Source organism: Rhodococcus sp. PvP016, assembly GCF_017832185.1.
In the GTDB taxonomy this organism is placed as follows: Bacteria; Actinomycetota; Actinomycetes; order Mycobacteriales; family Mycobacteriaceae; genus Rhodococcoides.
The window spans coordinates 1,306,705-1,327,914 of sequence record NZ_JAFIBH010000001.1 but is presented as its reverse complement, the minus strand read 5'-3'; the positions used below and the strand labels follow the sequence as shown (position 1 = coordinate 1,327,914).

Sequence of the window (21,210 nt, the reverse complement as noted above, 5' to 3'; positions counted from 1 at the left end):
AGGCATGTCTTGCGCATCCTGGTCACCGGGTCCACCGGCTACATCGGTTCACGTCTCGTTCCCATCCTGCTGGGCGACGGCCACGACGTGCTCGCCGCCATGCGCGACGACAGCAAGGCGTCCTCCTTCAGCTGGGGGGACGACGTGACGCCGGTCCATTTCGACATCACCGACGAGAAGTCCATCGACGCCGCACTCGACGGCGCGGACGCGGTCGTCTACCTCGTGCACTCGATGGACGACGGCGACTTCGTGACCAAGGATCGCGAAGCGGCGCAGGCCGTCGCGCACGCCGCGGAGAAGCACGGCGTGGGCCGCATCGTCTACCTGTCCGGCCACGTGCCCGACGACGACGAGGACCTCTCCGACCACATCAGGTCCCGTCTGCAGGTCGAGGAGGTGTTCCTCAACTCGTCCGTTCCGGCGACGGTGTTCCGGGCGGCCATCATCCTCGGGTCCGGCTCCACCTCGTTCGAGCTCGTGCGCAGGATGGTCGAACGGCTCCCGGTCACCCCCGTGCCGAGCTGGATGGTGAAGAAGGTGCAGCCGATCGCGACGACCGACGTCCTGCACATCATCGCCGCCGCTCTCGGTGACGACCCGATTCCGGGGTCGTACGACATCGGTGGGACCGAGGTGCTCACCTACCCCGAGTTGCTCACCCGCTACGCGACCGTCGCCGAACTGTCGCGGCCCCAGTTCCGCGTGCCGCTGGTGCCCACGCCGATCGTCGGGCGAGCCGTCGCCGCCATCACGCAGATGCCGCCCGGCACCGTGATCTCGTTGGTGGACAGCCTGCATCACGACATGATCGTCCGTCGCGGCAATGCGGCCACGGACACGTTCGCGCACGCCGTCGACTCTCTCGTGGGCATCGACGAATCCATCAGGCGGTCGCTGACGGCCAGCTCACACGACGGTACCGACGCCGAGGGCACCACCGACCCGCAGTCCGCGGCGGACACCGACCCCTCGTGGGCCGGCGGCGTCGTGTCGATCGACCGAGACGGACGGGTTCGTCACGACGTGTCCGGACGATTCTCGCGAGCGCTCTTGCACCCGCGTTCCTGAGCCGGGACCAGGATTCCCGGTCGGGTTCGCGGGTACCCGGCCGGTATGACTTCTTCGAACGGCTCGATCGACCAGTACACCAAGAGGGACCCGCGTACCGCGTACGCGACGCCGGATCGCGAGGGGCAGCAACCGATCTCGCATCCCGGGCTGACCGAGGACATGCGGACCACCCCCGACCACGGAGAGTCCACCTACCGCGGAGCGGGTCGGCTCACCGGCCGCAAGGCGCTGATCACCGGAGCGGACAGCGGTATCGGCCGCGCGGTCGCCCTGGCGTTCGCACGCGAGGGTGCCGACGTCGTGTTGTCCTACCTCGAGTCCGAGGAGTCCGATGCGCGCGAGACGGTGCGGCTCGTCGAGGACGCCGGCCGCCGGGCGGTCAGCGTCCCCGGTGACATCCGCAGCGAGGAACACTGCGACGCACTCATCGACACCGCGGTGCGCGAACTGGGCGGTCTGGACATTCTCGTGAACAACGCGGCGTTCCAGATGGCCCAGAGCGGCGGTATCGCCGACATCACCACCGAGCAGTTCGATCGCGTGCTGAAGACGAACCTTTACGCGTTGTTCTGGCTGTCGAAGAAGGCTGTGGCCGTGATGGATCCGGGCTCGACCATCGTCAACACCTCCTCCGTCCAGGGCGTGAACGCCTCACCCGAACTGCTCGACTACGCCACCACCAAGGCCGGCATCATCAACTTCTCCAAGGGCCTGGCGAGCGATGTCGCCCAGCAGGGCATCCGCGTCAACGTCGTGGCACCCGGACCGATCTGGACACCGCTGATCCCGGCCACGATGCCGTCGGACAGTGTCGACGGCTTCGGCGACCAGGTGCCGCTCGGACGTCCGGGACAGCCCGCGGAGCTCGCACCCGCATACGTGTTCCTCGCCTCGGGCGAATCCAGCTACATCACCGGACAGGTCGTCGGCGTGACCGGCGGCTCGCCGATCACCTGAGAATTCCCCCTCCGCACGACACGAAAGGCACATCATGAGAGCAGTGACCTGGCACGGCAAGCGCGACGTCCGCGTCGACAACGTCCCGGATCCGACGATCCAGGATCCGACGGACGCCATCATCGAGGTGACGTCCACCAACATCTGCGGCTCCGATCTGCACCTCTACGAGGTACTCGGGCCGTTCATGAACGTCGGTGACATCCTTGGCCACGAACCGATGGGCATCGTGCGCGAGGTCGGCAGCGCCGTGTCGACCCTGGCGGTGGGCGACCGCATCGTCGTCCCGTTCCAGATCTCGTGCGGCTCGTGCTTCATGTGCGACCAGTCGCTGTACACCCAGTGCGAGACCACCCAGGTACGCGAGACCGGCATGGGCGCAGCATTGTTCGGTTACTCCGAGCTCTACGGATCGGTGCCGGGCGGCCAGGCGCAGTACCTGAGGGTGCCGCACGCCGACTTCACCCACATCAAGGTCCCGGAGGGCCCGAGCGACGAGCGGTTCGTCTACCTGTCCGACGTGCTGCCCACCGCATGGCAGGCCGTGCAGTACGCGGGGGTGCCCGAGGGCGGCTCGCTCACCGTGCTGGGACTCGGTCCGATCGGCGACATGGCAGCACGCATCGGCGCCCATCTCGGCTACCGCGTCATCGGCGTGGACCGCGTACCCGAACGGCTCGAGCGTGCTCGCGCTCGCGGCATCGAGACGGTGGACCTCCGGGCCCACGGCGGGCAGGTGGGGGACGTCGTCCGCGAGCTGACCGACGGCCGCGGTACCGACTCGGTCGTCGACGCGGTCGGAATGGAGGCCCACGGCTCACCGGTGGCGAAGGCCGCGCAGCAGGTCGCGGGTCTGCTCCCGGACGCTCTCGCGAAGCCGTTCATGGAGAAGGCCGGAGTGGACCGCCTCGACGCGGTGTACTCGGCCGTCGACATCGTCCGCCGGGGCGGCACGATCTCACTGTCCGGCGTGTACGGCGGCGCAGCGGATCCGATGCCGATGATGACCATGTTCGACAAGCAGATCCAACTGCGCATGGGTCAGGCGAACGTCAAGAAGTGGGTCGACGACATCATGCCGTTGCTCACGGACGACGACCCGCTGGGCGTGGACGACTTCGCGACCCACACCCTGCCGCTGACGCAGGCACCGCACGCCTACGAGATCTTCCAGAAGAAGCAGGACGGAGCCGTGAAGGTCATCCTGCGGCCTTGAGCGTCAGCTCGCGAGCGACTCCTGCTCCACCGAGGCCACGACCGGCACGAGACGGGTGAGGCCGAGGACTCCGAGAGTGCGCCGCACCCGAGGTGACGGCGAGATCACGACGTCGATCGCGGTCGGGGCGTCCGACAGGACGTCCTCGATCGCGGTCACGCCGGCCGAGCTGAAGAACTGTACGTCGGTGAGGTCCACCGTGACCGGGCCGTCCGAGACGGCGGCGCGGAGGCACCGGGTCAGGTCGCGAGCGGTGACGAGGTCGACGTCGCCACGGACGGCAACGATGCGTCGGCCGTCGTGGCCTGCACGGACGACGACGTCGAACGAGGTGGAGGAGTGGTGGGAAGGAGCAACCGTGGTCATCATGTTCCTTCTGCGGCGCTGCTCGGACGCGGTGTCTCACACCGGTACCGAGGGTGTAGCGAAGGGCCCTGGGCTGGACCACCTTGCGCACAACTCTGATCGATCGACATCGCGGTTCGGCGAACCGGAACATCACGATCAGGTCACGGCGGGTAACGGAATGATCACGGCACTGGGCTCGCCGCGCGGGTTCATCAGACTGTCCACATGAACCCCCGTCCCCTCGCCCGGTTCTCCGACTCGGTCGCCGCGACCACGAGCCGTTCCTGTCCCGACTACAGCGCTCTGCATCGCTGGTCGGTCGACGAGCCGGAACAGTTCTGGACCAGCGTCGCCACCTTCTTCGACGTGCCGCTCACCCGTCACGCGTCCGTCCTGTCCCCCTCGGAGGACCCGCGCGTGTTCAGCGGGCGGCAGTGGTTCCGGGGTGCCCGCGTGAACTACGTGGACCGCGTCCTGGCGTGGTGCGACCGGTCACCCGAGTCTGTGGCGATCATCGACGACACCGAGCCGGGCGGGCTCGGCACCCGCACGTCGTCCTACGCGGAACTGGCCGAGCAGATCTCGTCGATCGCCACCGCGCTGCACAGCCTCGGCGTGCGGAGCGGCGACCGCGTGGCCGGCTACGTCCCGAACACGACCGAGGCCGCCGTCGCGTTCCTCGCCACCGCCGCACTCGGCGCCGTCTGGACCTCGTGCGGGCAGGACTATTCCGCGGCCGCCGCGGTGGACCGGCTCGGCCAGCTCGAACCGGCGGTGTTGGTGACCGCCGACGGCTACCGCTTCGCCGGCGTGGACCGCGACCGCCGGGACCAGGTGGCGGTGCTGCACGCCGCGATTCCCTCGCTGCGCACGGTGATCGCGTTCTCCCGACTCGGCACCGACGTACCCGGAGCCGTTCGATGGGCCGATCTGCTCGACGAGGGGCGCGGTGGCCCACGGGTGGTCCCCGAGCCGGTCCCGTTCGATCACCCGCTGTGGGTGCTGTTCTCCTCCGGCACCACCGGGCGCCCCAAGGGTATCGTTCACGGACACGGCGGCGTCCTGCTCGAGCACCTCAAATCCGCTGCGCTGCAGTCGGACATGACCGAGGACGACGTCTTCCTCTGGTACACCTCACCCAGCTGGATGATGTGGAACTACCTGCTGGCCGGGCTGCTCGTGGGCTCGACCGTCGTCTGCTACGACGGCAGCCCCGGCCACCCGGACGCCGGCGCTCTGTGGGAGCTCGCAGCGCGGCACCGCGTGACCGTGCTCGGCACCAGTCCCGGGTACCTCCTGCACTGCGAGAGCGTCGGGGTCGAACCGGCTCGGGCACACGATCTCTCGGCCCTGCGCATTCTCGGGGTCACCGGGTCGGTCCTCCCCGCCGCGGCGCACGGCTGGGTGGCGGAGCACGTGGGGCGATCGGTGCACCTCGCACCGGTGTCGGGCGGGACGGACGTCGTCAGCGGATTCGTGGGAGCGCCCACCGGGGTGCCCGTGGTTCCCGGCGAGATCCCTGCCGTGAATCTCGGTGTCGCTCTCGAGGCGTGGAGCGACGACAGGTCCCCGCTGGTGGACGAACCGGGTGAGATGGTGATCGTCGCGCCGATGCCGTCCATGCCCGTCGGGTTCTGGAAGGACCCGAGCGGTGACCGCTACGCCGACGCCTACTTCTCCACGTTCCCCGGCGCGTGGCGGCACGGCGACTCGATCACCGTGACCAGCAGGGGCAGCGTGGTGATCCACGGACGATCGGACGCCACGCTCAACCGCAACGGTGTGCGCATGGGCAGCGCCGACATCTACGGGGTGGTCGAGCGTCTGCCCGGCATCGAGGAGAGTCTCGTCGTGGGCCTCGAGCGCCCGGACGGCAGCTACTGGATGCCACTGTTCGTCGTCACGTCCGACGACGTGGAGCTCGATGACGATCTGCGCGAACGCATCTCGGCCGCGCTGCGGAGGGAGGCCTCGCCGCGCCACGTCCCGGACGACATCATCGAGATCCGCGCCGTGCCGCACACGCGGACCGGGAAGAAGCTCGAGATCCCGGTCAAGAAGATCCTCTCGGGTGCGGACCCGTCGGCCGTCGCCGATCCGGAGTCGGTCGACGACCCCGACGCGCTGCGCTGGTTCGCGGCGCTGGCGCCGGGGTCCTGACCGGTCGGCTCAGGACAGCGTGGCGCGCAGCGCGTCGACCGCCGAGACCGGCTCACGTTCGAGCAGTCGAGCCAGATCGCCCGACTCGGTGTCGAGGTCACCGCGGGCGATACCCGCATCGGCGCTCGCCAGCATCTGCGCGACGGGGGCGGGAAGTCCCGCACCCTCGAGCGCGCCGATGTGCTCGTCGGTGCTCAGATCCTTGTACTCCACCGGCGCACCGATGATCTCGGAGATCGCGCCGGCCAGACCCTCGTACGTCAGACGCTCGCCGCCCAGCTCGTACACGGCGCCCGCCTGGTCGTCGGCGATCAGCACGGCGGCCGCGGCCGCCGCGTAGTCGGACCGAGAAGCACCGGCGATCACACCCGATCCGCCGCTGCCGATGATGGCGCCGGTGTGCTGCGCCTGACCGATCGACGCCGCGTAGTTCTCCCAGTACCACCCGTTGCGCAGCAGCACCGACGGCACGGAGGACGACGCGAGACGCTTCTCGGTGGCGACGTGCTCGGGCGCGAGACTGATGCCGCTCGTCGGCGCGTTCAGCACACTGGTGTACGCGATGAGCGAGACATCAGCCGCCTCGGCAGCCTCGATGACATTGGTGTGCTGCGGGATTCGCTTACCGGGCTCGGAACCCGACACGAGCAGGAGCTTGTCCACCCCGTCGAGAGCGGCGCGCAACGCAGCGGGATCCGCGTAGTCGGCGACGCGGACGACGACACCGCGCGCCGCCAGGTCGGCGGCCTTGGCCTCGTCGCGCACCACGGCCACGATGTCGCCCGCGGCGACCCCGTGATCGAGGAGCGATCGAATCACTGCGCTGCCGAGTTGTCCGGTCGCGCCGGTCACCGCTGTCGTGGTCATGAGCATGTCTCCCTGAAGAGTGAGCGTCGTCCGGCGCACCGCGAGGGTGTGCCGCCGCGACCGATCCGGCCGTCGGCACCACTATGCACTTACTGTTCGTGCAGTGCAACATTCCTTGTAATCACTTACGGACCGGCTGGTAGGATGGCACTCGTGCCCGACACCGACCCGACACTCGAAGCCGACGTGTTCTCCCGCCACTGCTCGTCCCGCGACACGATGCAGGACATCACCAGTCGCTGGGGCCTGCTGGCGCTCGCCGCGCTGCACGAGGGGCCGTACCGGTTCGGGGCTCTGCGGCGGCGCGTGGACGGGGTCAGCGAGAGGATGCTGTCGCAGACACTGCAGCGGCTGGAGCGTGACGGGCTGATCACCCGCACCGTGCTCGAACAGATTCCGCCGAAGGTGGAGTACGCCCTCACCGACCTCGGGCGCGACATGGCAGTCCGGCTCGTCGGACTCATCGAGTTCGTCGAGTCGACTCTTCCGACCGTGACGGCCGCGCGCGCCGAGTACGACGCGCGCGGCACGGCCGGGATCTAGCTGGTTCCGCGGCCTGTCTCGGACTGCAGCTTGTCGATCATCTCGGACGCCTGCGCCTTGGTCAGGTCCGACGGCACCTCGTCGCCGGCCTCGCGGGCCAGCGTCTCGAGGTAGCTCAACTGGGGGCCGGTGGGCGGCTCGTCGCCAGTGACCCAGTCGGACGGATCCTTCTCCGCGCTCTGGTCGACGTCCGCATTGCCTGTCTTGGTGGTGTCATTCGCATCGCTCATACGTTCGACTGTACCCACGAGTACCTCCGCGCAAACCGACGCGAATCGGCGAGCAGGCAGCCGCCGAGCGCGCCGATCGAGATTCATTCCGGTTTACTCCGTAAGAAACCGATCCAAGTCTCGCGTTTCACAGAATGTTTTCAGTTCGAGGTGCTACAAACGCAATCGTGATAGTCGTCGTGGTCGTCGGAGTGGTGTGGCTGCTGGTCGCCGCGGGTGCCGCAGTGCTGCTCGGACGCGCCGCATCGCGCGCGGACCACGAGGAACTCGGCTCCGAGCTCCACTGGGACATGGCGGAACTCGACCACGAGGTCTTCGGCTCACGGTGACTGTCGACCATTCTCTGTCGACCACCCCCATTCACAGGACGACGGCGCAATAGTTCCCGTCGGTCGGTTTCAGGGATTGGTAGGCGAACGCGATTCGGTCGATCGCAGCTTCCAATCGGTCTGCACTCTCCGTGTACGGCAGGCGCACGTGCCGCTCGAACGCCCCCTCCACCCCGAACCGCGGCCCCGCCGCCAGCGCCACCCCGTGCGCCGGCGCGACAGCGGCGAGAGCCGTCGACGCCGCGGCGGGCATCTGGACCCACAACGACAGGCCACCCGGCGCCGGGTCGTACGACCAGTCCGGCAGGTGCCGCGCCAGAGCTGCCGTCAGCGCGTCCCGGTTGCGACGCAGTTCCGCGCGGCGGGGAATCAGAATCTCCTCGTGCCGCTCGATCAGCGCCGCGCACGCGAGCTGGTCCATGATCGGGGTGCCGATGTCGACGGCGGCCCGCGACGTCGCCAGGCGGGAGATCAGCGCCGGCGACGCCCTGATCCAGCCGACCCGCAGACCACCCCAGTACGCCTTCGACGCGGACCCCACGGTGACGACAGTGCCGGAATGCCCCACCGACGCGACCGGGGCGGGCGGCGCCTCGTCCAGCCACAGGTCGGCCATCGACTCGTCCACCACCAGCGTGGTGCCGGCCCGGCGGGCGTTCGACGCCAGTTCCGCACGGCCGGCGACATCGAGCAGAGCACCCGTCGGATTGTGGAAGTCGGGCAGCACGTACGCCATTCGCGCCCCCGTCTGCACCGTCGCGTCACGAATCGCGTCGAGGTCCCATCGCTGCGGCGAGTGCGCCGATCCAGGGGTCGAGTACTCCCGCGGCCGCAACGGAACGGGGACAGCCCGCGCCGCAGTGCGCCGAATCGCCTCCAGCGCATTGGGATACGTCGGGTGATCGACCACCACCCGGTCACCGGGCGACACCAGCACCTCGAGCAGCAGGCGCCAGGCCTGCTGGGCGCCGGACGTCACCATGATCTGGTCCGGCGACGTGGGCAGCCCGCGCTCGTCGTACCGGCGAGCCAGGGCCTGCCGCAGTGTCGCGAGACCGACCGGCTCGATACCGTGACCCGTGTAGTAGGCCGGAAGCGCCTCCAGCGCAGCGGCGTACGCCTGTGTCACCTCGTCGGACGGAGCGGTGACGGCGGCATGGGTCAGATCGATCACCGACGCGGCCGCGCGGGCCGGCCGGCCCGCCAGGCCGGTCCGCGGCAGTGCGACCGTGCTGCGGGATCCCTGCCTGCTCAACAGGTACCCCTCGTCACGCAGTGCCGCGTACGTGTTGGTGACGGTGGTGCGGGACAGCGACAGGGCTCCCGCCAGATCGCGCTCGCTGGGCAGGGCGACGCCCAGAGGGATGCGGCCGTCGTGCACCAGGAGCCGGATCCCGTCGGCGAGAGCCCGGTAGACCGGCCGGTGGCGCCCCGACGGCCGCCAGTGCCCGAGGTCCCGCGAGAGCGTGGACGCACCGATCACGCGAGTCACCATGCGGTCCAGTATCCACCTCGGTGGACACCGGGGTGCAGTCCAGTTCAGGCGGTGCGGACGGACCCCATGAGGAACGCCCCGGTACCCGGGAGCCATCCGACGGTGCCGTTCTCGAACACGTTGTAGCGGCCGTGACCCGTCGGAGTGCGCTTCTCGTCGGTGAGCGGGTAGCCGAGCGAACCACTCGGGCCACCGTGCGCGAGGTACCAGGCGAGGATGTCGCCGTGCACCTCGTGCGCGCCGCCCTCGGGGAGCGCGAAGACCATGGCGTGCTGGAACTCGAGCATGCCGCCGCCGCGCGGCCCCAGCATCAGCTCGCCGACACGGTCACCGATCCACGAGTGCTCGAAGCTGAATCGCTCGAACTGGCACTGGAAGACCTCGAGCCCGACGTAGGTGCTGTCCATAGCGGTCCTCCACTGACCTGCTCTCGCCGAGAGGGGGATCCGTTTTGTTCCACCTCATAGCGAACCTGAGCCACAGTATGAGCCATCCTGGCGTTATCGTCACGCCATTTGTGACATCTCGACCGTGTCAGGACAGGATGTCGCGCCGCACGATGGTCTGGTCACGGCCGGGACCGACGCCGATGTACGACATGTACGACCCCGACAGCTCCTCGAGACGCAGCACGTACTTCTGGGCGTTGACAGGCAGCTCCTCGAAGGTCCGCGCCCCCGAGATGTCCTCCCACCACCCGGGCATCTCCTCGTAGATCGGCTTCGCGTGGTGGAAACCGGTCTGCGTCATCGGCATGTCGTCGTGGCGCACGCCGTCCACGTCGTACGCGACGCAGATCGGGATGGTGTCGAGCGACGACAGCACGTCGAGCTTGGTCAGGAAGTAGTCGGTGATGCCGTTGACGCGTGTGGCGTACCGCGCGATGACGGCGTCGAACCAGCCGGTGCGCCGGGCGCGGCCGGTGGTGACACCCACCTCGCCGCCCTGCTTGGCCAGGTACTCACCCGACTCGTCGAACAGCTCCGTCGGGAACGGGCCCGAGCCGACGCGCGTGGTGTACGCCTTCAGAATGCCGAGGACGGTGGTGATCCGACCCGGGCCGACGCCCGAACCCACGGCCGCGCCGCCCGCCGTCGGGTTGGACGACGTGACGAACGGATAGGTGCCGTGGTCGACGTCGAGGAGCGTGCCCTGCGAGCCCTCGAGAAGCACCGTCTCGCCGCGCTCGAGCGCCTGGTTCAGCGCGAGCCGGGTGTCGGCGATGCGGTGCTTGAAGCCCTCGGCCTGGCCGAGCACCTCCTCCACCACCTTCTCCGACTCGAGAGCGCGGCGGTTGTAGATCTTGGCGAGCACCTGGTTCTTGAATTCCAGTGCGGCCTCGACCTTCTGGGTCAGGATCTTCTCGTCGAGGACATCCGCCGCGCGCACTCCGACGCGGGCGATCTTGTCCTGGTAGCACGGGCCGATGCCGCGTCCGGTGGTGCCGATCTTGCGGGCACCGAGGAAGCGTTCGGTGACCTTGTCGATGGCCACGTGGTACGGCATGATCAGGTGCGCATCGGCGCTGAGCAGCAGTTTCGACGTGTCCACGTCGCGCTTCTCGAGGCCGTCGAGTTCGGTGAGCAGCACACCCGGATCCACGACGACGCCGTTGCCGATCACGTTGTTCACGCCGGGCGAGAGAATGCCCGACGGGATGAGGTGGAGCGCGAACTTGTCGCCGTTCGGCAGCACCACGGTGTGGCCGGCGTTGTTGCCACCCTGGTAGCGCACCACCCACTGCAGTCGCTCGCCGAACAGATCGGTGGCCTTGCCCTTGCCCTCGTCGCCCCACTGGGCGCCGATGAGGACGATTGCCGGCATGTGTTGCTCCATCACTCGGGTGGACAGCCGGACCATCCCGGGCTGTGGCACGTGTCGGAACGCACTTCGTGACGTGCGGAACGCGCACCGACCATGACCGGTGACACAGTGTACCGCCCGAGGCGACACGTGCCGCTCACAGCCGACCGCCGACCGTACTGCCTGGTCTTCTGTCGCGGCGGCACGGTCAAAGCGACGCGCAATCGAGACCGGGCAAGCGCCTTCCCGGGGTCCACGACGACCGTGTCCTGATTAGGGTGGGGCAGACCCCATCCGGCTGAGAAGGAATTCGCGTGACTCCGTTCGTCTTGCAGTGCGGCAGGCCCTTGTTGCCCATCGCGCTGTCCTCGCTACCGCTCACCGCGGTACCCGAGGTGCCGTCGAAGGAGGAGTGCGACGCCCTGCTCGCGGAACTCGACGCGGTGCACGACCCCCGGCTGATCGTGCTCGGCACCGACGCCTCCCTCGCCGCCGTCCTCACCCGGTTGATGCGGCGAGACCGACTCGACATCGAGCTCGCCTATGTCGCCGAGACCGCCAGCGAGGCCAGCCACCTCTTCCGCGTCGGCACGGGATCGCGCGCCGCCAAGGTCGCGCTGTCCGGCACCGCCTCACCCACTCCCCTCATCCGTGACGACGCCGGATCTGCCGTCGTCGGGCTCGCCACCGTCTCGGGGCCGTCGGGCCACCTCGTCGGCGAGGCCTACGTCGACGACACCAAGCTCTTCTCCGGTGAGGTGCCGGGCATCGAGGTCACCCCGACGCTCGAGATGCCGGGACTGCGAGCTCGGGTGCAGGGCAAGCGCGGACTGTTCCGACGCCGCTGGATCACCGGCCGGGCGATGCAACTCGGAGCCACGGCGGCGCGTCTGACGAAGGACGGCATCGACATCCCCCGCGAGACCACCCGGTCCACCATCTACCGCCACGACAAGCAATGGCTTCTCGTACGCTGACCTAATACCCCGGCCGGCCTCCGGCCTTCCCGCCGACTTTCCCGCGCAACATCTTTCGTAGTTCTGCGGCCCCACGTGGCCGCGACCCCGGTTCGAGCAGGCCGTCCCGGACGAGGTCCGCCGCGAGCGCCAACGGCCACGGTGTCCGCAACCTGGCCCGTGCCAGCAGGTCGGCGTCCGACAGCAACGTCACCGGATCCCCCTGCACCACAGCGCCGTCCACGACCACGGCGACCGAGTGCGACCACTCCAGCGCCAGGGCCACGTCGTGCGTCGACAGCACCACGGTCGTGTGGTGGTTCTCCAGGCGGTACAGCGCGGCGAACATCTCGTCGACGCCCTGCGGATCGAGCCCGGCCGTCGGTTCGTCGAGCAGCAGGATGCACGGCCGCATGGCCACGGCGCCGGCTGTCGCGACGCGCTTGCGCTCACCGTGGGACAGCTGGTGCGTCGGCCGGGAGCGCAGATGATCGATGCCCATCACCTCGAGCGCCGCCTCCGTGCGCTCGCGCACCTCGTCGGGCCCCAGGCCGAGGTTGACCGGACCGTAGGCCACGTCTCGGTACACGTCGACCGAGAACAGCTGATCGTCCGGATCCTGCAGCACCAGTTGCACTTCCTGGCGATGCGCACGCAGGCCCGATCGGTTGTGGCGCAGTGCGACGTCGTCGATCTCCACCCGGCCGCCGTCGGGAACGATCGCTCCGGACAGGCACCGCAGCAGCGTCGTCTTGCCCGAGCCGTTGGCGCCCAGAAGCGCCACCCTGGCCGCGGCGGGGACGCTCAGACTCGCGCCGGCCAGCACCGGCGGCCCGCCCTGGTACCGCACCTCGAGATCGCGTGCGGCGAGCGTGCGGTGGCTCATGCGCGATGTCCCAGCAGCGACAGCGCCACCACGGCGCCCAGCACCACCACGACCGCACCGAGGAAGGTGGGCGAACTGCGCTGTCGGTCGACCGGGTCCGCCGAGACCGCGTCGCCGAACTCGCGACCCGCCAGCCCCGCCTCGAGCCGCGAGGCCCGGTCCCACGATTTGATCAGCACGGCGGCCGTCAGCAGACCCGCGGAATGCAGTGACCTCCGCGGCGACGAGTAGCCGAGGCGGGCGGTCTGTGACTGACGAATGGTGCGTACCGACGACAGCAGCACGAACAGGAAGCGGTACATCACCGCGGCGACGTCGATGCATGCCGGCGGTACCCGCAGCCGTCGCAGCCCGGCGAGGATGTCGATCATCGGCGTCGTGACGGCCAGCAGGAGCACGGCCGACGTCCCGGCGATCGCGTGACCGGACACCTCCAGCGCGCGTCGCGCGCTGTCGGCCGTGACCCCGACGCTCCAGTCCGGCGTGGCGGTCACCGTGACGGCGACGGAGACGGCGCCGAGCGCGATGAAGGCCGCCGGCGCGGTCAGCGCGCGCAGCACCGGCCGGAGCGGTGTGCGGGCGGCCCCGACGGCGGCACCGAGCGCGACCACCGTGACGATCAGCGCGCCGGGCCACGGCGGGAGCAGCAGCGCGCACAGCACGAGGCCCAGCGAGAGCGCCGCCTTGTCCCCCACCGCGCGCGTGCGCCACGGACTGGCCCAGGCCGCGTCGTCGACCGCGAGACCCTGCACTTACGTCCGTTCGAGTTCGGCGCGAAGTGCTTCGAGCTTGCGCCGACCGCGCAGTGCCGCCAGCACGTACCCGAGAACGAGCCCACCCAGCGCGGCCTGCAGCGCGAAGAGGCCCGATTCCACCTCGCCCGACGTCGGCGAGAACACCGACTCGAACCACGGGACGTAGTCCGGGTGGTCCTCCTCGATCTGCGACGTGGCGGCCGAATCGGTACCGACGAACCGCTCCTCGTCGCCGCTGCGCCCCGCGTCGAGCATCAGCGCGGCGCCGACGATGAGGACGATCCCGAGGACGAGCAGCAGGTTGATCACGACGTTCCTACGCATCGACGGCACCCTTCTCGCGGCGCAGCACTCCGAGGTCCCTCAGTTCCGGCGTCGCCACGGTCCGCAGGACGCGGAACACCAGCACACCCAGCAGTCCCTCCGCGATGGCGAGCGGGATCTGGGTGACGGCGAAGATGGACAGGAACTTCGTGACGGCGCCGAGCACGCCGCTCTGCGGATCCGGGAACGCGAGCGCGATCTGCACCGACGTCGTGCAGTACGTCGACAGGTCGGCCAGCATCATCGCGAAGAACACCGACAGCGACAGACCACCGCCCAGCCTGCCGGTGAGACGGAACGCGGCGTACCCCACCCACGGGCCGACGATCGCCATGGAGAACGCGTTGGCCCCCAGCGTCGTCAGACCGCCGTGCGCGAGCAGCAACGCCTGGAAGAGCAACACCACCGTGCCCAGGAACGCCATGACCGGCGGCTTGAACAGCACCGCACCCAGGCCGGTTCCGGTGGGATGGCTCGAGCTGCCCGTGACGGACGGCAACTTGATGGCGGAGAGAACGAAGGTGAAGGCACCGGCAGCACCCAGCAGCAGACGGCTGCGGGGGTTCTCCCGGACCTGGACGACGACGGCACGAGCGCCGTGAACGACGAACGGCGCCGCGGCGCACGTCCAGACTGCCGCGTGAACGGGTGGCAGAAAGCCCTCGGCGATGTGCACGAGTGGAACTCCTCAGATTGCGCGTCCGATTCGAGTCTCACGTGCCGGATCGGCGATCTGACTCACGGACGACGAGGCCCGCTCACAGTGGCGCGACCGTTCCGGATTCTCACCGGATTCCCCTCGCCAGCACGTCGCAGGCTCTGACCTGCCGAGTCATACTCGCACAGGTATTCACCGACCGGCCTCCGGCCTGCCCGCAGGTTCTCCCGACTGCTACCAGGTGAGCTCGTCGCGGCAGGTCGCACCGTGCACCGCGGGCTCGACCTGCACGGTGGCGTGGTCCAAGCCGTACGCCGAGAGCACTTCCTTCCCGCGGGCCAGCATCACCGATCCGGAACCGTCCGACGTGATGTGCACCGTGGCGACGTCCATGCCGGTGGTGAGGGTCCAGACGTGCAGGTCGTGGACGTCGACGACTCCGGGCAGCGCCCGCAGGTCGGCCTCGAGAGCACCGATGTCCACCGACGACGGGCTGGCCTGCGTGAGGATGCGCAACGACTGGCCGGCGAGCGAGAGTGCCCGCGGCACCACCCACAGCGAGATGGCGATGCCCACGACGATGTCCGCCCAGGTCCAGTCGAACGCCAGGAGCAGCACACCGGCGACGAGCACCCCGACGCTGCCCACGGTGTCCGCGAGCACCTCCAGGTAGGCCCCGCGTACGGCGATGGAGTCCTTCGCGTCGGCGCGGATGAGCAGCATGACGACGATGTTGGCGAGGAGCCCCGCGGCGGCCGTCAGAACCATGGCGAGGCCCGGGATGTCCGGCTGGTCCCCGATGCGGCGGATCGCCTCGACGAAGATGAAGACCGCGACCCCGAGGAGCAGCACCGCGTTGGCGACGGCGGTGAGCACCTCGGCCCGGTGCCACCCGAATGTTCGTGCAGCGGAACTCGATCCGCGCCGGGCCATCGTGAGCGCGATGAGGCCCATCGACATGCCGACGATGTCGGTGAGCATGTGCCCGGCATCGGCGAGCAGGCCCAGCGAATTGATGATCAGGCCGACGGTCAGCTCGAGGGCGAAGAACGCGACGAGCACGAACCACGCGATCCCCATGCGTCGCAGACGCCCGGTGCCGGCCTCACCTGCCGCCGGTGTGTGCGCATGTCCGTGCCCCGCTCCCATGATCGAGACCATACATGCGAATGTGTGCATATGGTGAGTCACGCTTCCCGCAGGGGTTCCGTACTCGAGGAGGGGTTGCAGCATCCGCGGGAACACGGAACGCCCGCGGGAAGCCGAAGCCCTCCGGCGTCAGCGGAACGCGATGGCCATCCCGGACGCGAGCAGACGCCGTAGCCGTTCGGGATGACGCAGGTCGTCCCACGTCCACCGCACCACGTGATTGCCGAGCGCACGGAGGGCGTCCTCGCGCAGCTTCTCGTCGATCACCGACTGTGCTCCGCCGCGATACTTCATCATCCCGTCGAACTCGCCCACCAGCCGACCGTCCCAGTCGAAGTCGGTGCGGGCCACGATGCGACCACGATCGTCGACGAAGCGGTGCTGCAGCCGCGGCGTGGGAATCTCGGGCCACTGCATCATCAGGGCTCGGCTCCACGATTCGCCGATGCTCTCGGTGAGGGGGCTCGCGAGGTCCATCGCGCGCCGGGCGGTGGCGATGCCGCGACGGCGCCCGAGCCGTGCGAGGCACTCCTGCAGATCCGGCGCCTCCGTGCGAAGTGCGGACTCGATCGCGCACAGCGCACGGTCGAGTCCCACCGTGCACGCGATGTCGAGTGCCGTCCGTGTCGGCGTCGTGACCTGCACACCGTCGACGGTGGTGACGTCCAGCGGGGACAGCGGCACCCGGTGTTCGGCAACCGTCCGCGTCGACGCACCACCTCCTCGACCGTCCACGCTCACGTGCACCCGAGCGCGGTCGGGAGCGAGCAGGGGGAGCCGATGCAGCGCTGCCGCGGACTCGTGACTGGCGACGGCCACCGCGGTGCGTCCCGCCATGACTCCGAGCGCCCGCAGGCGGTAGCGCTCGTCCGGTGATGCCGATGCCCACTCCGAGCCGGAGCCGTAGGAGCCGCGGCTCACGCGGACCAGTTCGCCGCGCCTCACCAGACCGCGCAGCGCCGCGTCGGTCACGTCACCGGTCGCGCGGCGGTGCAGGTCCATGGCGGTGAGTGTCGATCACGCGCGGACGGGAGACACGCCGTCGAGCGCCCGCCTGTGGAGCACGCTCGTCCTGTGCACCGGCGGCTCCCGCAGGGCTTCCGTACTCGAGGAGGGGTTGCAGCGTCCGCGGGAACACGGAACAGCAGCGGGAACCTAGTAGTCGAGCTCCGGCGGCACGGCGGGGTGGTCGACGGTCGGCGGCAGGGTCGCCAGCGCGGAGATCCGCGAGAGCCCCGCCACCTGGAGGAGGTCGACGACGATGGACCGGATCTGCGCGAGCACCACCACTGCCGACAGCCCGGCGTCCTGCATCAACTCCGCCTTCGCACCGACCGCCACGTGCCGGAGAACCCGCGCCGCCTCGGCTCGGTCGGGTTGCTCGCCGGGATCGGCGAGCATCATCTTCCGCACCACCTCGGTGGCCTGCGCGAGCTTCTCGACGAGGTCGACGAGTCGGGGGTCGAGAATCTCGTCGTCGCGCACCAGGGACAGCGAGCGCCTGGCGAGAACCCGGATGTTGCGCACCGCGTTGTCCAGGGGATCCGCCGTCGCGGCGAGCTCGGCCAGGCGCTGCTTGCTGTTCCAGTACAGCGGGGAGATGCGGCTGATCTCGCGCCCACCCTTGAGGTCGGTGCGCATCGCGTCGATGGCCGGTTGTGTCGCGCGCGCAGCCTTCAGCGCCTTGGCGATCGGTTCCGCGTCGTTGGCCAGGAGACCGTCCGCGACGAGTTGCAGCACCCGGCCCGACGTGGCGATGACGGTGGCCGCGTCCTTGCGCGCGCGGCGCACGGGATGAGTCGGCACGACGGCGACGACGGCGAGTCCCACCAGACCGCCGATCAAGGCGTCGACCATGCGGTTGAGTCCGCCGGCGTTGCCCGGCGGGATGAGGGTCGCCACCAGCACGGCCGACGATCCCGCCTGCATCGCGATGATGGCGCCGCTGTCGAGGAAGACCGCGGTCGACATCGCGAGCGCGACGACCAGGGCGATCTGCCACGGGCCGGTCCCGATGAGCGCGATGATCGCGTCACCGACACCGATACCGACCGTGACGCCGACGACGAGTTCGGCCGAGCGTCGCATCCGCGCCCCGAGGGACACACCGAGCGAGACGACGGCCGCGATCGGTGCGAAGAAGGGCGTGACGTGCCCGACGACGTCCGTCGCCACGAACCACGCGATGCCCGCGGCGAGCGCGCACTGGATGATCGGCAACCCGGAGACACTCAGTCGCCGCAGCGACGCGTCGATCCGTGCGGAGCCGCGGGTGCGCAGGCCGAGATGCGGGGCCGTGAATCGTGGGTAGCTCCCGAATCGGCCCATGAAGCTGGTGCTAGCCGACGCCGAGTTCGTCCGCGGCGCGCGGATCGCAGTCCTCGAGCAGGTCGAGGCAGCGGGCGAACTCGTCCGTCTCCCCGATCGACTGCGCGGCGCGGGCCAGGACGGCCACGCACCGCAGGAAGCCGCGGTTCGGCTCGTGGCTGTACGGCACGGGTCCGAAGCCCTTCCAGCCGTTGCGACGCAGCTGGTCGAGCCCGCGGTGATAGCCGGTGCGGGCGTAGGCGTACGCGGTGATGGTGCGGCCGTCGGACAGGGCGGCCTCGGCGAGGTACGCCCACGCGATCGACGCGGTGGGATGCGCCGCGGCCACCTCCTCGGGGGCCGTGTGGTTCAGCAGAGCGGACTCGGCCTCGTCGTCGCCGGGCAGCAGGGTGGGCTGGGGACCGAGGAGATCACCGAAGGAAGTCATGACGACAGTCTCCCACGGAGCGCGCGGGAGACGTCGAGCGCTGGATAAGGTGCACGCGTGTCCCCGGATAACTCGCGCCCCGCCGCACCGCGCCGCATCGAACCCAGCGCCGCACCGAAGAAGGTGTCGCCGCGCTCCGACGGCCGGCGGCGCGGACCGTGGATCGCGGCGGCCCTCGTGGCCCTGCTGGCGATCGCGGGTGTCGTGGCGTTCGCATTTCTGCGCGGCGGCACGAGCGTCTCGGGTCCGAGCGACGACGAGAAGATCCGCACCTCGATCGACACCTTCACCACGGCGTTGCGTGACGGCGATCTGACCGCTCTGCGCGGCGTCACGTGCGGCGCGCTGGCGTCCTTCTACGGTGGCATCTCCGACGCCGACTTCGCCGCGACGCACGACGCCGCCGTCGCGTCCGGAACGGTGCCGGTGGTCCAGAGCGTCGACACCATCCAGATCTCAGAAGCGGCGGAGCCGCCGGGGCAGATCACCGAGGCGCAGCCGCCGGATCAGACGACGGCGATCGCACAGGTCACCGCGCGCACCGAGGGCGCGGAGCCCTCGGCGCGCACGTTCGACCTCGCGCTGGACGGCGAGACCTGGAAGGTCTGCGCCTGACAGCGCACGGGGGTCAGCCCGCTGACACACTCCGACCGGCGGACTTCAGGTCGTTGCACGCCTCCACGACGCGCGCCGTCATACCGGCCTCGGCCTTCTTGAGGTAGCTCCGCGGGTCGTAGGCCTTCTTGTTGCCCACCTCGCCGTCGACCTTCAGCACGCCGTCGTAGTTGCTGAAGAAGTGCCCGGCGATGGGCCGGCTGAACGCGTACTGGGTGTCGGTGTCGACGTTCATCTTCACGACGCCGTACTCGAGGGCCTCCTCGATCTCGCTCTTGGCCGAGCCCGAGCCGCCGTGGAAGACGAAGTCGAAGGGCTTGGAGCCGGCAGCGAGTCCGAGCTTCTCGGTGGCGACGCGCTGGCCGTCCGCGAGCACCGACGGCTTGAGCTTGACGTTGCCCGGCTTGTAGACGCCGTGGACGTTGCCGAACGTCGCGGCCAGCAGGTAGCGCGATCCGGCATCGCCGGCACCGAGCGCCTCGACCGTCTTCAGGAAGTCCTCGTTCGAGGTGTACAGCTTGTCGTTGATCTCCGCCTCGACGCCGTCCTCCTCGCCGCCGACCACGCCGATCTCGATCTCCAGGATGATGCGCGCAGCGGCCGCCCGGGCCAGCAGATCCTTGGCGATCTCGAGGTTCTCGTCGATCGGCACCGCGGAGCCGTCCCACATGTGCGACTGGAAGAGGGGGTTCTTCCCGGCGTCGACGCGCTCCTGCGACACCGCGAGGAGCGGACGCACGTAGGTGTCCAGCTTGTCCTTCGGGCAGTGGTCGGTGTGCAGCGCGATGGTGACGTCGTACTTCGCGGCGACGACGTGGGCGAACTCGGCGAGCGCGACGGCGCCGGTGACCATGTCCTTCACACCGAGACCGGACGCGAACTCCGCGCCACCGGTGGAGAACTGGATGATGCCGTCGCTGCCCGCGTCGGCGAAGCCCTTGATGGCCGCGTTGACGGACTCGGATCCCACGCAGTTGATGGCGGGAAAAGCGAACTGGTGTTCCTTGGCGCGGCCGAGCATCTCGGCGTACACCTCGGGAGTTGCGATCGGCACGAAGAAACCTCCACGGTGAGCGAACGGGGCACCCGATCAGGTGCGGTCACTAGCAGTATGTCAACCGCGGTGACGTCGGTCGCGCCCTGCCCGATCTACTCGCCGGTAGTTGCTGAGAGTTGCTCGTGAGTTGTACTACCCGCCACTCGGCGTGCGGGTATCGGCTGCTCTCGCCGGTACTGTGGGCGCTTGTGACTACCGTGGCCGCCTCCGTGACCGACCTCGCCCTGCTGCCGGGGTTCCTCGATCCCGTCAACCTGCTGAACTCGTTCGGCACCTGGGTCCTGGTCGGTCTGCTGCTGGTGGTGTTCATCGAGTCGGGACTGCTGTTCCCGCTGCTCCCGGGCGATTCGCTGCTGTTCACGGCCGGTCTGATCGCCGCGTCGAAGAGCGCGGAGATCGAGCCGTTCGCGCCGCTGTGGGTCCTGCTGGTGACCATTCCGATCGCCGCGGTGCTGGGTGATCAGGCGGGGTACCTGATCGGCAAGAAGGCCGGCACGGGCCTGTTCACCGACGACGCACGCTTCCTCAAGAAGCGCTACATCGACGAGTCGCACGCGTTCTTCGAGAAGCACGGCCCCATCACCATCTTCCTGGCGCGCTTCGTGCCCATCGTGCGTACGTTCGCGCCGGTCGTGGCCGGCGCCTCGGGTATGCGCTACCGCACGTTCATCACCTACAACGTCGTCGGCGGCATCGTCTGGGGTTCGGGTGTGACGCTGCTCGGCTACCTGCTGGGCCAGATCGCGTTCATTCGCGACAACGTCGACATCATCTTTCTGCTCATCGTCGCCGTCTCCGTCCTGCCCATCGCCTGGGAGGTCGGCAAGCGGATCGTCTCGTCGCGCCGCACCCCGCTCGGTGAGGCCGTCGACGCGTTCGACGGCGAGCTCGACGGCGAGGTCGAGCCGTCCAAGTGGTCCGAGCCGGCCCCGTCCGAGTCCGTCCACCGTGCCGAGTCCGTCCACCGTGCCGAGCCCGTCCAGCGCACCGAGCCCGCTCCGCGCGACTCGTCCTCGTAGATCGGTCCCCCGTT

24 protein-coding genes and 1 riboswitch are annotated in these 21,210 nt (G+C 69.3%); of the genes, 9 read left to right on the top strand and 15 right to left on the bottom strand.

Annotated features, from left to right (window positions below):
• The first annotated feature begins 9 nt into the window (after positions 1-9).
• From JOE30_RS06200 to JOE30_RS06190, 3 genes are read left to right on the top strand one after another with little or no spacing between them, the layout of a single operon-like run.
• A complete protein-coding gene (locus JOE30_RS06200) occupies positions 10-1,071 on the top strand; it encodes an NAD(P)H-binding protein (RefSeq protein WP_204869817.1) in 1,062 nt (353 codons plus the stop codon).
• A gap of 45 nt (positions 1,072-1,116) precedes the next feature.
• Complete coding sequence (locus JOE30_RS06195) at positions 1,117-2,031, top strand: SDR family oxidoreductase (protein ID WP_204869816.1); 915 nt, start codon at positions 1,117-1,119, stop codon at positions 2,029-2,031.
• A 34-nt stretch (positions 2,032-2,065) separates the two neighbouring features.
• A complete protein-coding gene (locus JOE30_RS06190) occupies positions 2,066-3,247 on the top strand; it encodes a zinc-dependent alcohol dehydrogenase (protein ID WP_204869815.1) in 1,182 nt (393 codons plus the stop codon).
• Between the two features lie 3 nt (positions 3,248-3,250).
• On the opposite strand, the gene JOE30_RS06185 is transcribed toward JOE30_RS06190, so the two are convergent.
• Entirely contained in the window at positions 3,251-3,613 is a 363-nt protein-coding gene (locus JOE30_RS06185) for an STAS domain-containing protein (RefSeq protein WP_204869814.1), read from the bottom strand.
• Between the two features lie 207 nt (positions 3,614-3,820).
• Here JOE30_RS06185 and JOE30_RS06180 point away from each other — a divergent pair, with 207 nt between their 5' ends.
• Positions 3,821-5,755: an acetoacetate--CoA ligase gene (locus JOE30_RS06180; RefSeq protein WP_204869813.1), complete on the top strand. Its 1,935-nt coding sequence runs from the start codon at positions 3,821-3,823 to the stop codon at positions 5,753-5,755.
• A 9-nt stretch (positions 5,756-5,764) separates the two neighbouring features.
• Here the strand turns inward: JOE30_RS06180 and JOE30_RS06175 are convergent, their stop codons facing one another.
• Positions 5,765-6,622, bottom strand: a complete 858-nt coding sequence (locus JOE30_RS06175; protein ID WP_204869812.1) for an NmrA family NAD(P)-binding protein — start codon at positions 6,620-6,622, stop codon at positions 5,765-5,767.
• 144 nt (positions 6,623-6,766) lie between these two features.
• On the opposite strand from JOE30_RS06175, the gene JOE30_RS06170 reads away from it, so the two are divergent.
• On the top strand, positions 6,767-7,165 hold the full coding sequence (locus JOE30_RS06170; RefSeq protein WP_204869811.1) for a helix-turn-helix domain-containing protein: 399 nt from the start codon (positions 6,767-6,769) through the stop codon (positions 7,163-7,165).
• Here JOE30_RS06170 and JOE30_RS06165 read toward each other — a convergent pair.
• On the bottom strand, positions 7,162-7,395 hold the full coding sequence (locus tag JOE30_RS06165) for a DUF3072 domain-containing protein (RefSeq protein WP_204869810.1): 234 nt from the start codon (positions 7,393-7,395) through the stop codon (positions 7,162-7,164). The genes JOE30_RS06170 and JOE30_RS06165 overlap by 4 nt on opposite strands.
• 167 nt (positions 7,396-7,562) lie before the next feature.
• On the opposite strand from JOE30_RS06165, the gene JOE30_RS06160 reads away from it, so the two are divergent.
• Entirely contained in the window at positions 7,563-7,724 is a 162-nt protein-coding gene (locus tag JOE30_RS06160) for a hypothetical protein (RefSeq protein ID WP_204870866.1), read from the top strand.
• 31 nt (positions 7,725-7,755) lie between these two features.
• Here the strand turns inward: JOE30_RS06160 and JOE30_RS06155 are convergent, their stop codons facing one another.
• The 3 genes from JOE30_RS06155 to JOE30_RS06145 all read right to left on the bottom strand — a co-directional run bounded on the left by JOE30_RS06155 (position 7,756) and on the right by JOE30_RS06145 (position 11,043).
• Complete coding sequence (locus JOE30_RS06155) at positions 7,756-9,219, bottom strand: PLP-dependent aminotransferase family protein (protein WP_204869809.1); 1,464 nt, start codon at positions 9,217-9,219, stop codon at positions 7,756-7,758.
• 44 nt (positions 9,220-9,263) lie between these two features.
• Positions 9,264-9,626, bottom strand: a complete 363-nt coding sequence (locus tag JOE30_RS06150) for an LGFP repeat-containing protein (protein WP_051613506.1) — start codon at positions 9,624-9,626, stop codon at positions 9,264-9,266.
• 127 nt (positions 9,627-9,753) lie between these two features.
• Complete coding sequence (locus tag JOE30_RS06145; protein WP_204869808.1) at positions 9,754-11,043, bottom strand: adenylosuccinate synthase; 1,290 nt, start codon at positions 11,041-11,043, stop codon at positions 9,754-9,756.
• Between the two features lie 293 nt (positions 11,044-11,336).
• On the opposite strand from JOE30_RS06145, the gene JOE30_RS06140 reads away from it, so the two are divergent.
• A complete protein-coding gene (locus JOE30_RS06140; protein ID WP_027506407.1) occupies positions 11,337-11,999 on the top strand; it encodes a hypothetical protein in 663 nt (220 codons plus the stop codon).
• Position 12,000: 1 nt separating this feature from the next.
• Here the strand turns inward: JOE30_RS06140 and JOE30_RS06135 are convergent, their stop codons facing one another.
• From JOE30_RS06135 to JOE30_RS06100, 8 genes are all read right to left on the bottom strand, one after another.
• Positions 12,001-12,864: an energy-coupling factor ABC transporter ATP-binding protein gene (locus tag JOE30_RS06135; protein WP_204869807.1), complete on the bottom strand. Its 864-nt coding sequence runs from the start codon at positions 12,862-12,864 to the stop codon at positions 12,001-12,003.
• On the bottom strand, positions 12,861-13,616 hold the full coding sequence (gene cbiQ, locus JOE30_RS06130) for a cobalt ECF transporter T component CbiQ (RefSeq protein ID WP_204869806.1): 756 nt from the start codon (positions 13,614-13,616) through the stop codon (positions 12,861-12,863). The genes JOE30_RS06135 and cbiQ overlap by 4 nt, the downstream gene beginning before the upstream one ends.
• On the bottom strand, positions 13,617-13,943 hold the full coding sequence (locus JOE30_RS06125; protein WP_204869805.1) for an energy-coupling factor ABC transporter substrate-binding protein: 327 nt from the start codon (positions 13,941-13,943) through the stop codon (positions 13,617-13,619).
• Entirely contained in the window at positions 13,936-14,619 is a 684-nt protein-coding gene (locus JOE30_RS06120) for an energy-coupling factor ABC transporter permease (protein ID WP_204869804.1), read from the bottom strand. Before JOE30_RS06120 ends, JOE30_RS06125 begins: the two co-directional genes overlap by 8 nt.
• A gap of 28 nt (positions 14,620-14,647) precedes the next feature.
• Positions 14,648-14,782, bottom strand: a riboswitch (cobalamin riboswitch).
• 53 nt (positions 14,783-14,835) lie between these two features.
• A complete protein-coding gene (locus JOE30_RS06115; protein WP_204869803.1) occupies positions 14,836-15,750 on the bottom strand; it encodes a cation diffusion facilitator family transporter in 915 nt (304 codons plus the stop codon).
• 129 nt (positions 15,751-15,879) lie between these two features.
• Complete coding sequence (locus JOE30_RS06110) at positions 15,880-16,752, bottom strand: hypothetical protein (RefSeq protein ID WP_204869802.1); 873 nt, start codon at positions 16,750-16,752, stop codon at positions 15,880-15,882.
• A 153-nt stretch (positions 16,753-16,905) separates the two neighbouring features.
• Positions 16,906-18,078: an aromatic acid exporter family protein gene (locus JOE30_RS06105; protein ID WP_204869801.1), complete on the bottom strand. Its 1,173-nt coding sequence runs from the start codon at positions 18,076-18,078 to the stop codon at positions 16,906-16,908.
• 10 nt (positions 18,079-18,088) lie between these two features.
• Positions 18,089-18,505 carry a DUF3151 domain-containing protein gene (locus tag JOE30_RS06100; RefSeq protein WP_204869800.1) on the bottom strand — a complete coding sequence of 139 codons (417 nt, stop codon included), beginning with the start codon at positions 18,503-18,505 and terminating at the stop codon, positions 18,089-18,091.
• A gap of 57 nt (positions 18,506-18,562) precedes the next feature.
• On the opposite strand from JOE30_RS06100, the gene JOE30_RS06095 reads away from it, so the two are divergent.
• A complete protein-coding gene (locus JOE30_RS06095) occupies positions 18,563-19,120 on the top strand; it encodes a hypothetical protein (RefSeq protein ID WP_204869799.1) in 558 nt (185 codons plus the stop codon).
• Positions 19,121-19,133: 13 nt separating this feature from the next.
• On the opposite strand, the gene fbaA is transcribed toward JOE30_RS06095, so the two are convergent.
• On the bottom strand, positions 19,134-20,174 hold the full coding sequence (fbaA, locus tag JOE30_RS06090) for a class II fructose-bisphosphate aldolase (RefSeq protein ID WP_204869798.1): 1,041 nt from the start codon (positions 20,172-20,174) through the stop codon (positions 19,134-19,136).
• 191 nt (positions 20,175-20,365) lie between these two features.
• On the opposite strand from fbaA, the gene JOE30_RS06085 reads away from it, so the two are divergent.
• Positions 20,366-21,196: a DedA family protein gene (locus tag JOE30_RS06085; RefSeq protein ID WP_374100891.1), complete on the top strand. Its 831-nt coding sequence runs from the start codon at positions 20,366-20,368 to the stop codon at positions 21,194-21,196.
• The last annotated feature ends 14 nt before the right edge of the window (positions 21,197-21,210 follow it).

Bases quoted from the DNA above. Each gene is read 5' to 3' on its own strand.
- JOE30_RS06185 (WP_204869814.1), bottom strand. From the start codon at position 3,613: ATGACCACGGTTGCTCCTTCCCACCACTCCTCCACCTCGTTCGACGTC.
- JOE30_RS06115 (WP_204869803.1), bottom strand. From the start codon at position 15,750: ATGGGAGCGGGGCACGGACATGCGCACACACCGGCGGCAGGTGAGGCC.
- JOE30_RS06125 (WP_204869805.1), bottom strand. From the start codon at position 13,943: ATGCGTAGGAACGTCGTGATCAACCTGCTGCTCGTCCTCGGGATCGTC.
- JOE30_RS06135 (WP_204869807.1), bottom strand. From the start codon at position 12,864: ATGAGCCACCGCACGCTCGCCGCACGCGATCTCGAGGTGCGGTACCAG.
- JOE30_RS06110 (WP_204869802.1), bottom strand. From the start codon at position 16,752: ATGGACCTGCACCGCCGCGCGACCGGTGACGTGACCGACGCGGCGCTG.
- JOE30_RS06195 (WP_204869816.1), top strand. From the start codon at position 1,117: ATGACTTCTTCGAACGGCTCGATCGACCAGTACACCAAGAGGGACCCG.
- JOE30_RS06180 (WP_204869813.1), top strand. From the start codon at position 3,821: ATGAACCCCCGTCCCCTCGCCCGGTTCTCCGACTCGGTCGCCGCGACC.
- JOE30_RS06155 (WP_204869809.1), bottom strand. From the start codon at position 9,219: ATGGTGACTCGCGTGATCGGTGCGTCCACGCTCTCGCGGGACCTCGGG.
- JOE30_RS06100 (WP_204869800.1), bottom strand. From the start codon at position 18,505: ATGACTTCCTTCGGTGATCTCCTCGGTCCCCAGCCCACCCTGCTGCCC.
- JOE30_RS06175 (WP_204869812.1), bottom strand. From the start codon at position 6,622: ATGACCACGACAGCGGTGACCGGCGCGACCGGACAACTCGGCAGCGCA.
- JOE30_RS06105 (WP_204869801.1), bottom strand. From the start codon at position 18,078: ATGGGCCGATTCGGGAGCTACCCACGATTCACGGCCCCGCATCTCGGC.
- JOE30_RS06165 (WP_204869810.1), bottom strand. From the start codon at position 7,395: ATGAGCGATGCGAATGACACCACCAAGACAGGCAATGCGGACGTCGAC.
- JOE30_RS06150 (WP_051613506.1), bottom strand. From the start codon at position 9,626: ATGGACAGCACCTACGTCGGGCTCGAGGTCTTCCAGTGCCAGTTCGAG.
- JOE30_RS06170 (WP_204869811.1), top strand. From the start codon at position 6,767: ATGGCACTCGTGCCCGACACCGACCCGACACTCGAAGCCGACGTGTTC.
- JOE30_RS06145 (WP_204869808.1), bottom strand. From the start codon at position 11,043: ATGCCGGCAATCGTCCTCATCGGCGCCCAGTGGGGCGACGAGGGCAAG.
- JOE30_RS06190 (WP_204869815.1), top strand. From the start codon at position 2,066: ATGAGAGCAGTGACCTGGCACGGCAAGCGCGACGTCCGCGTCGACAAC.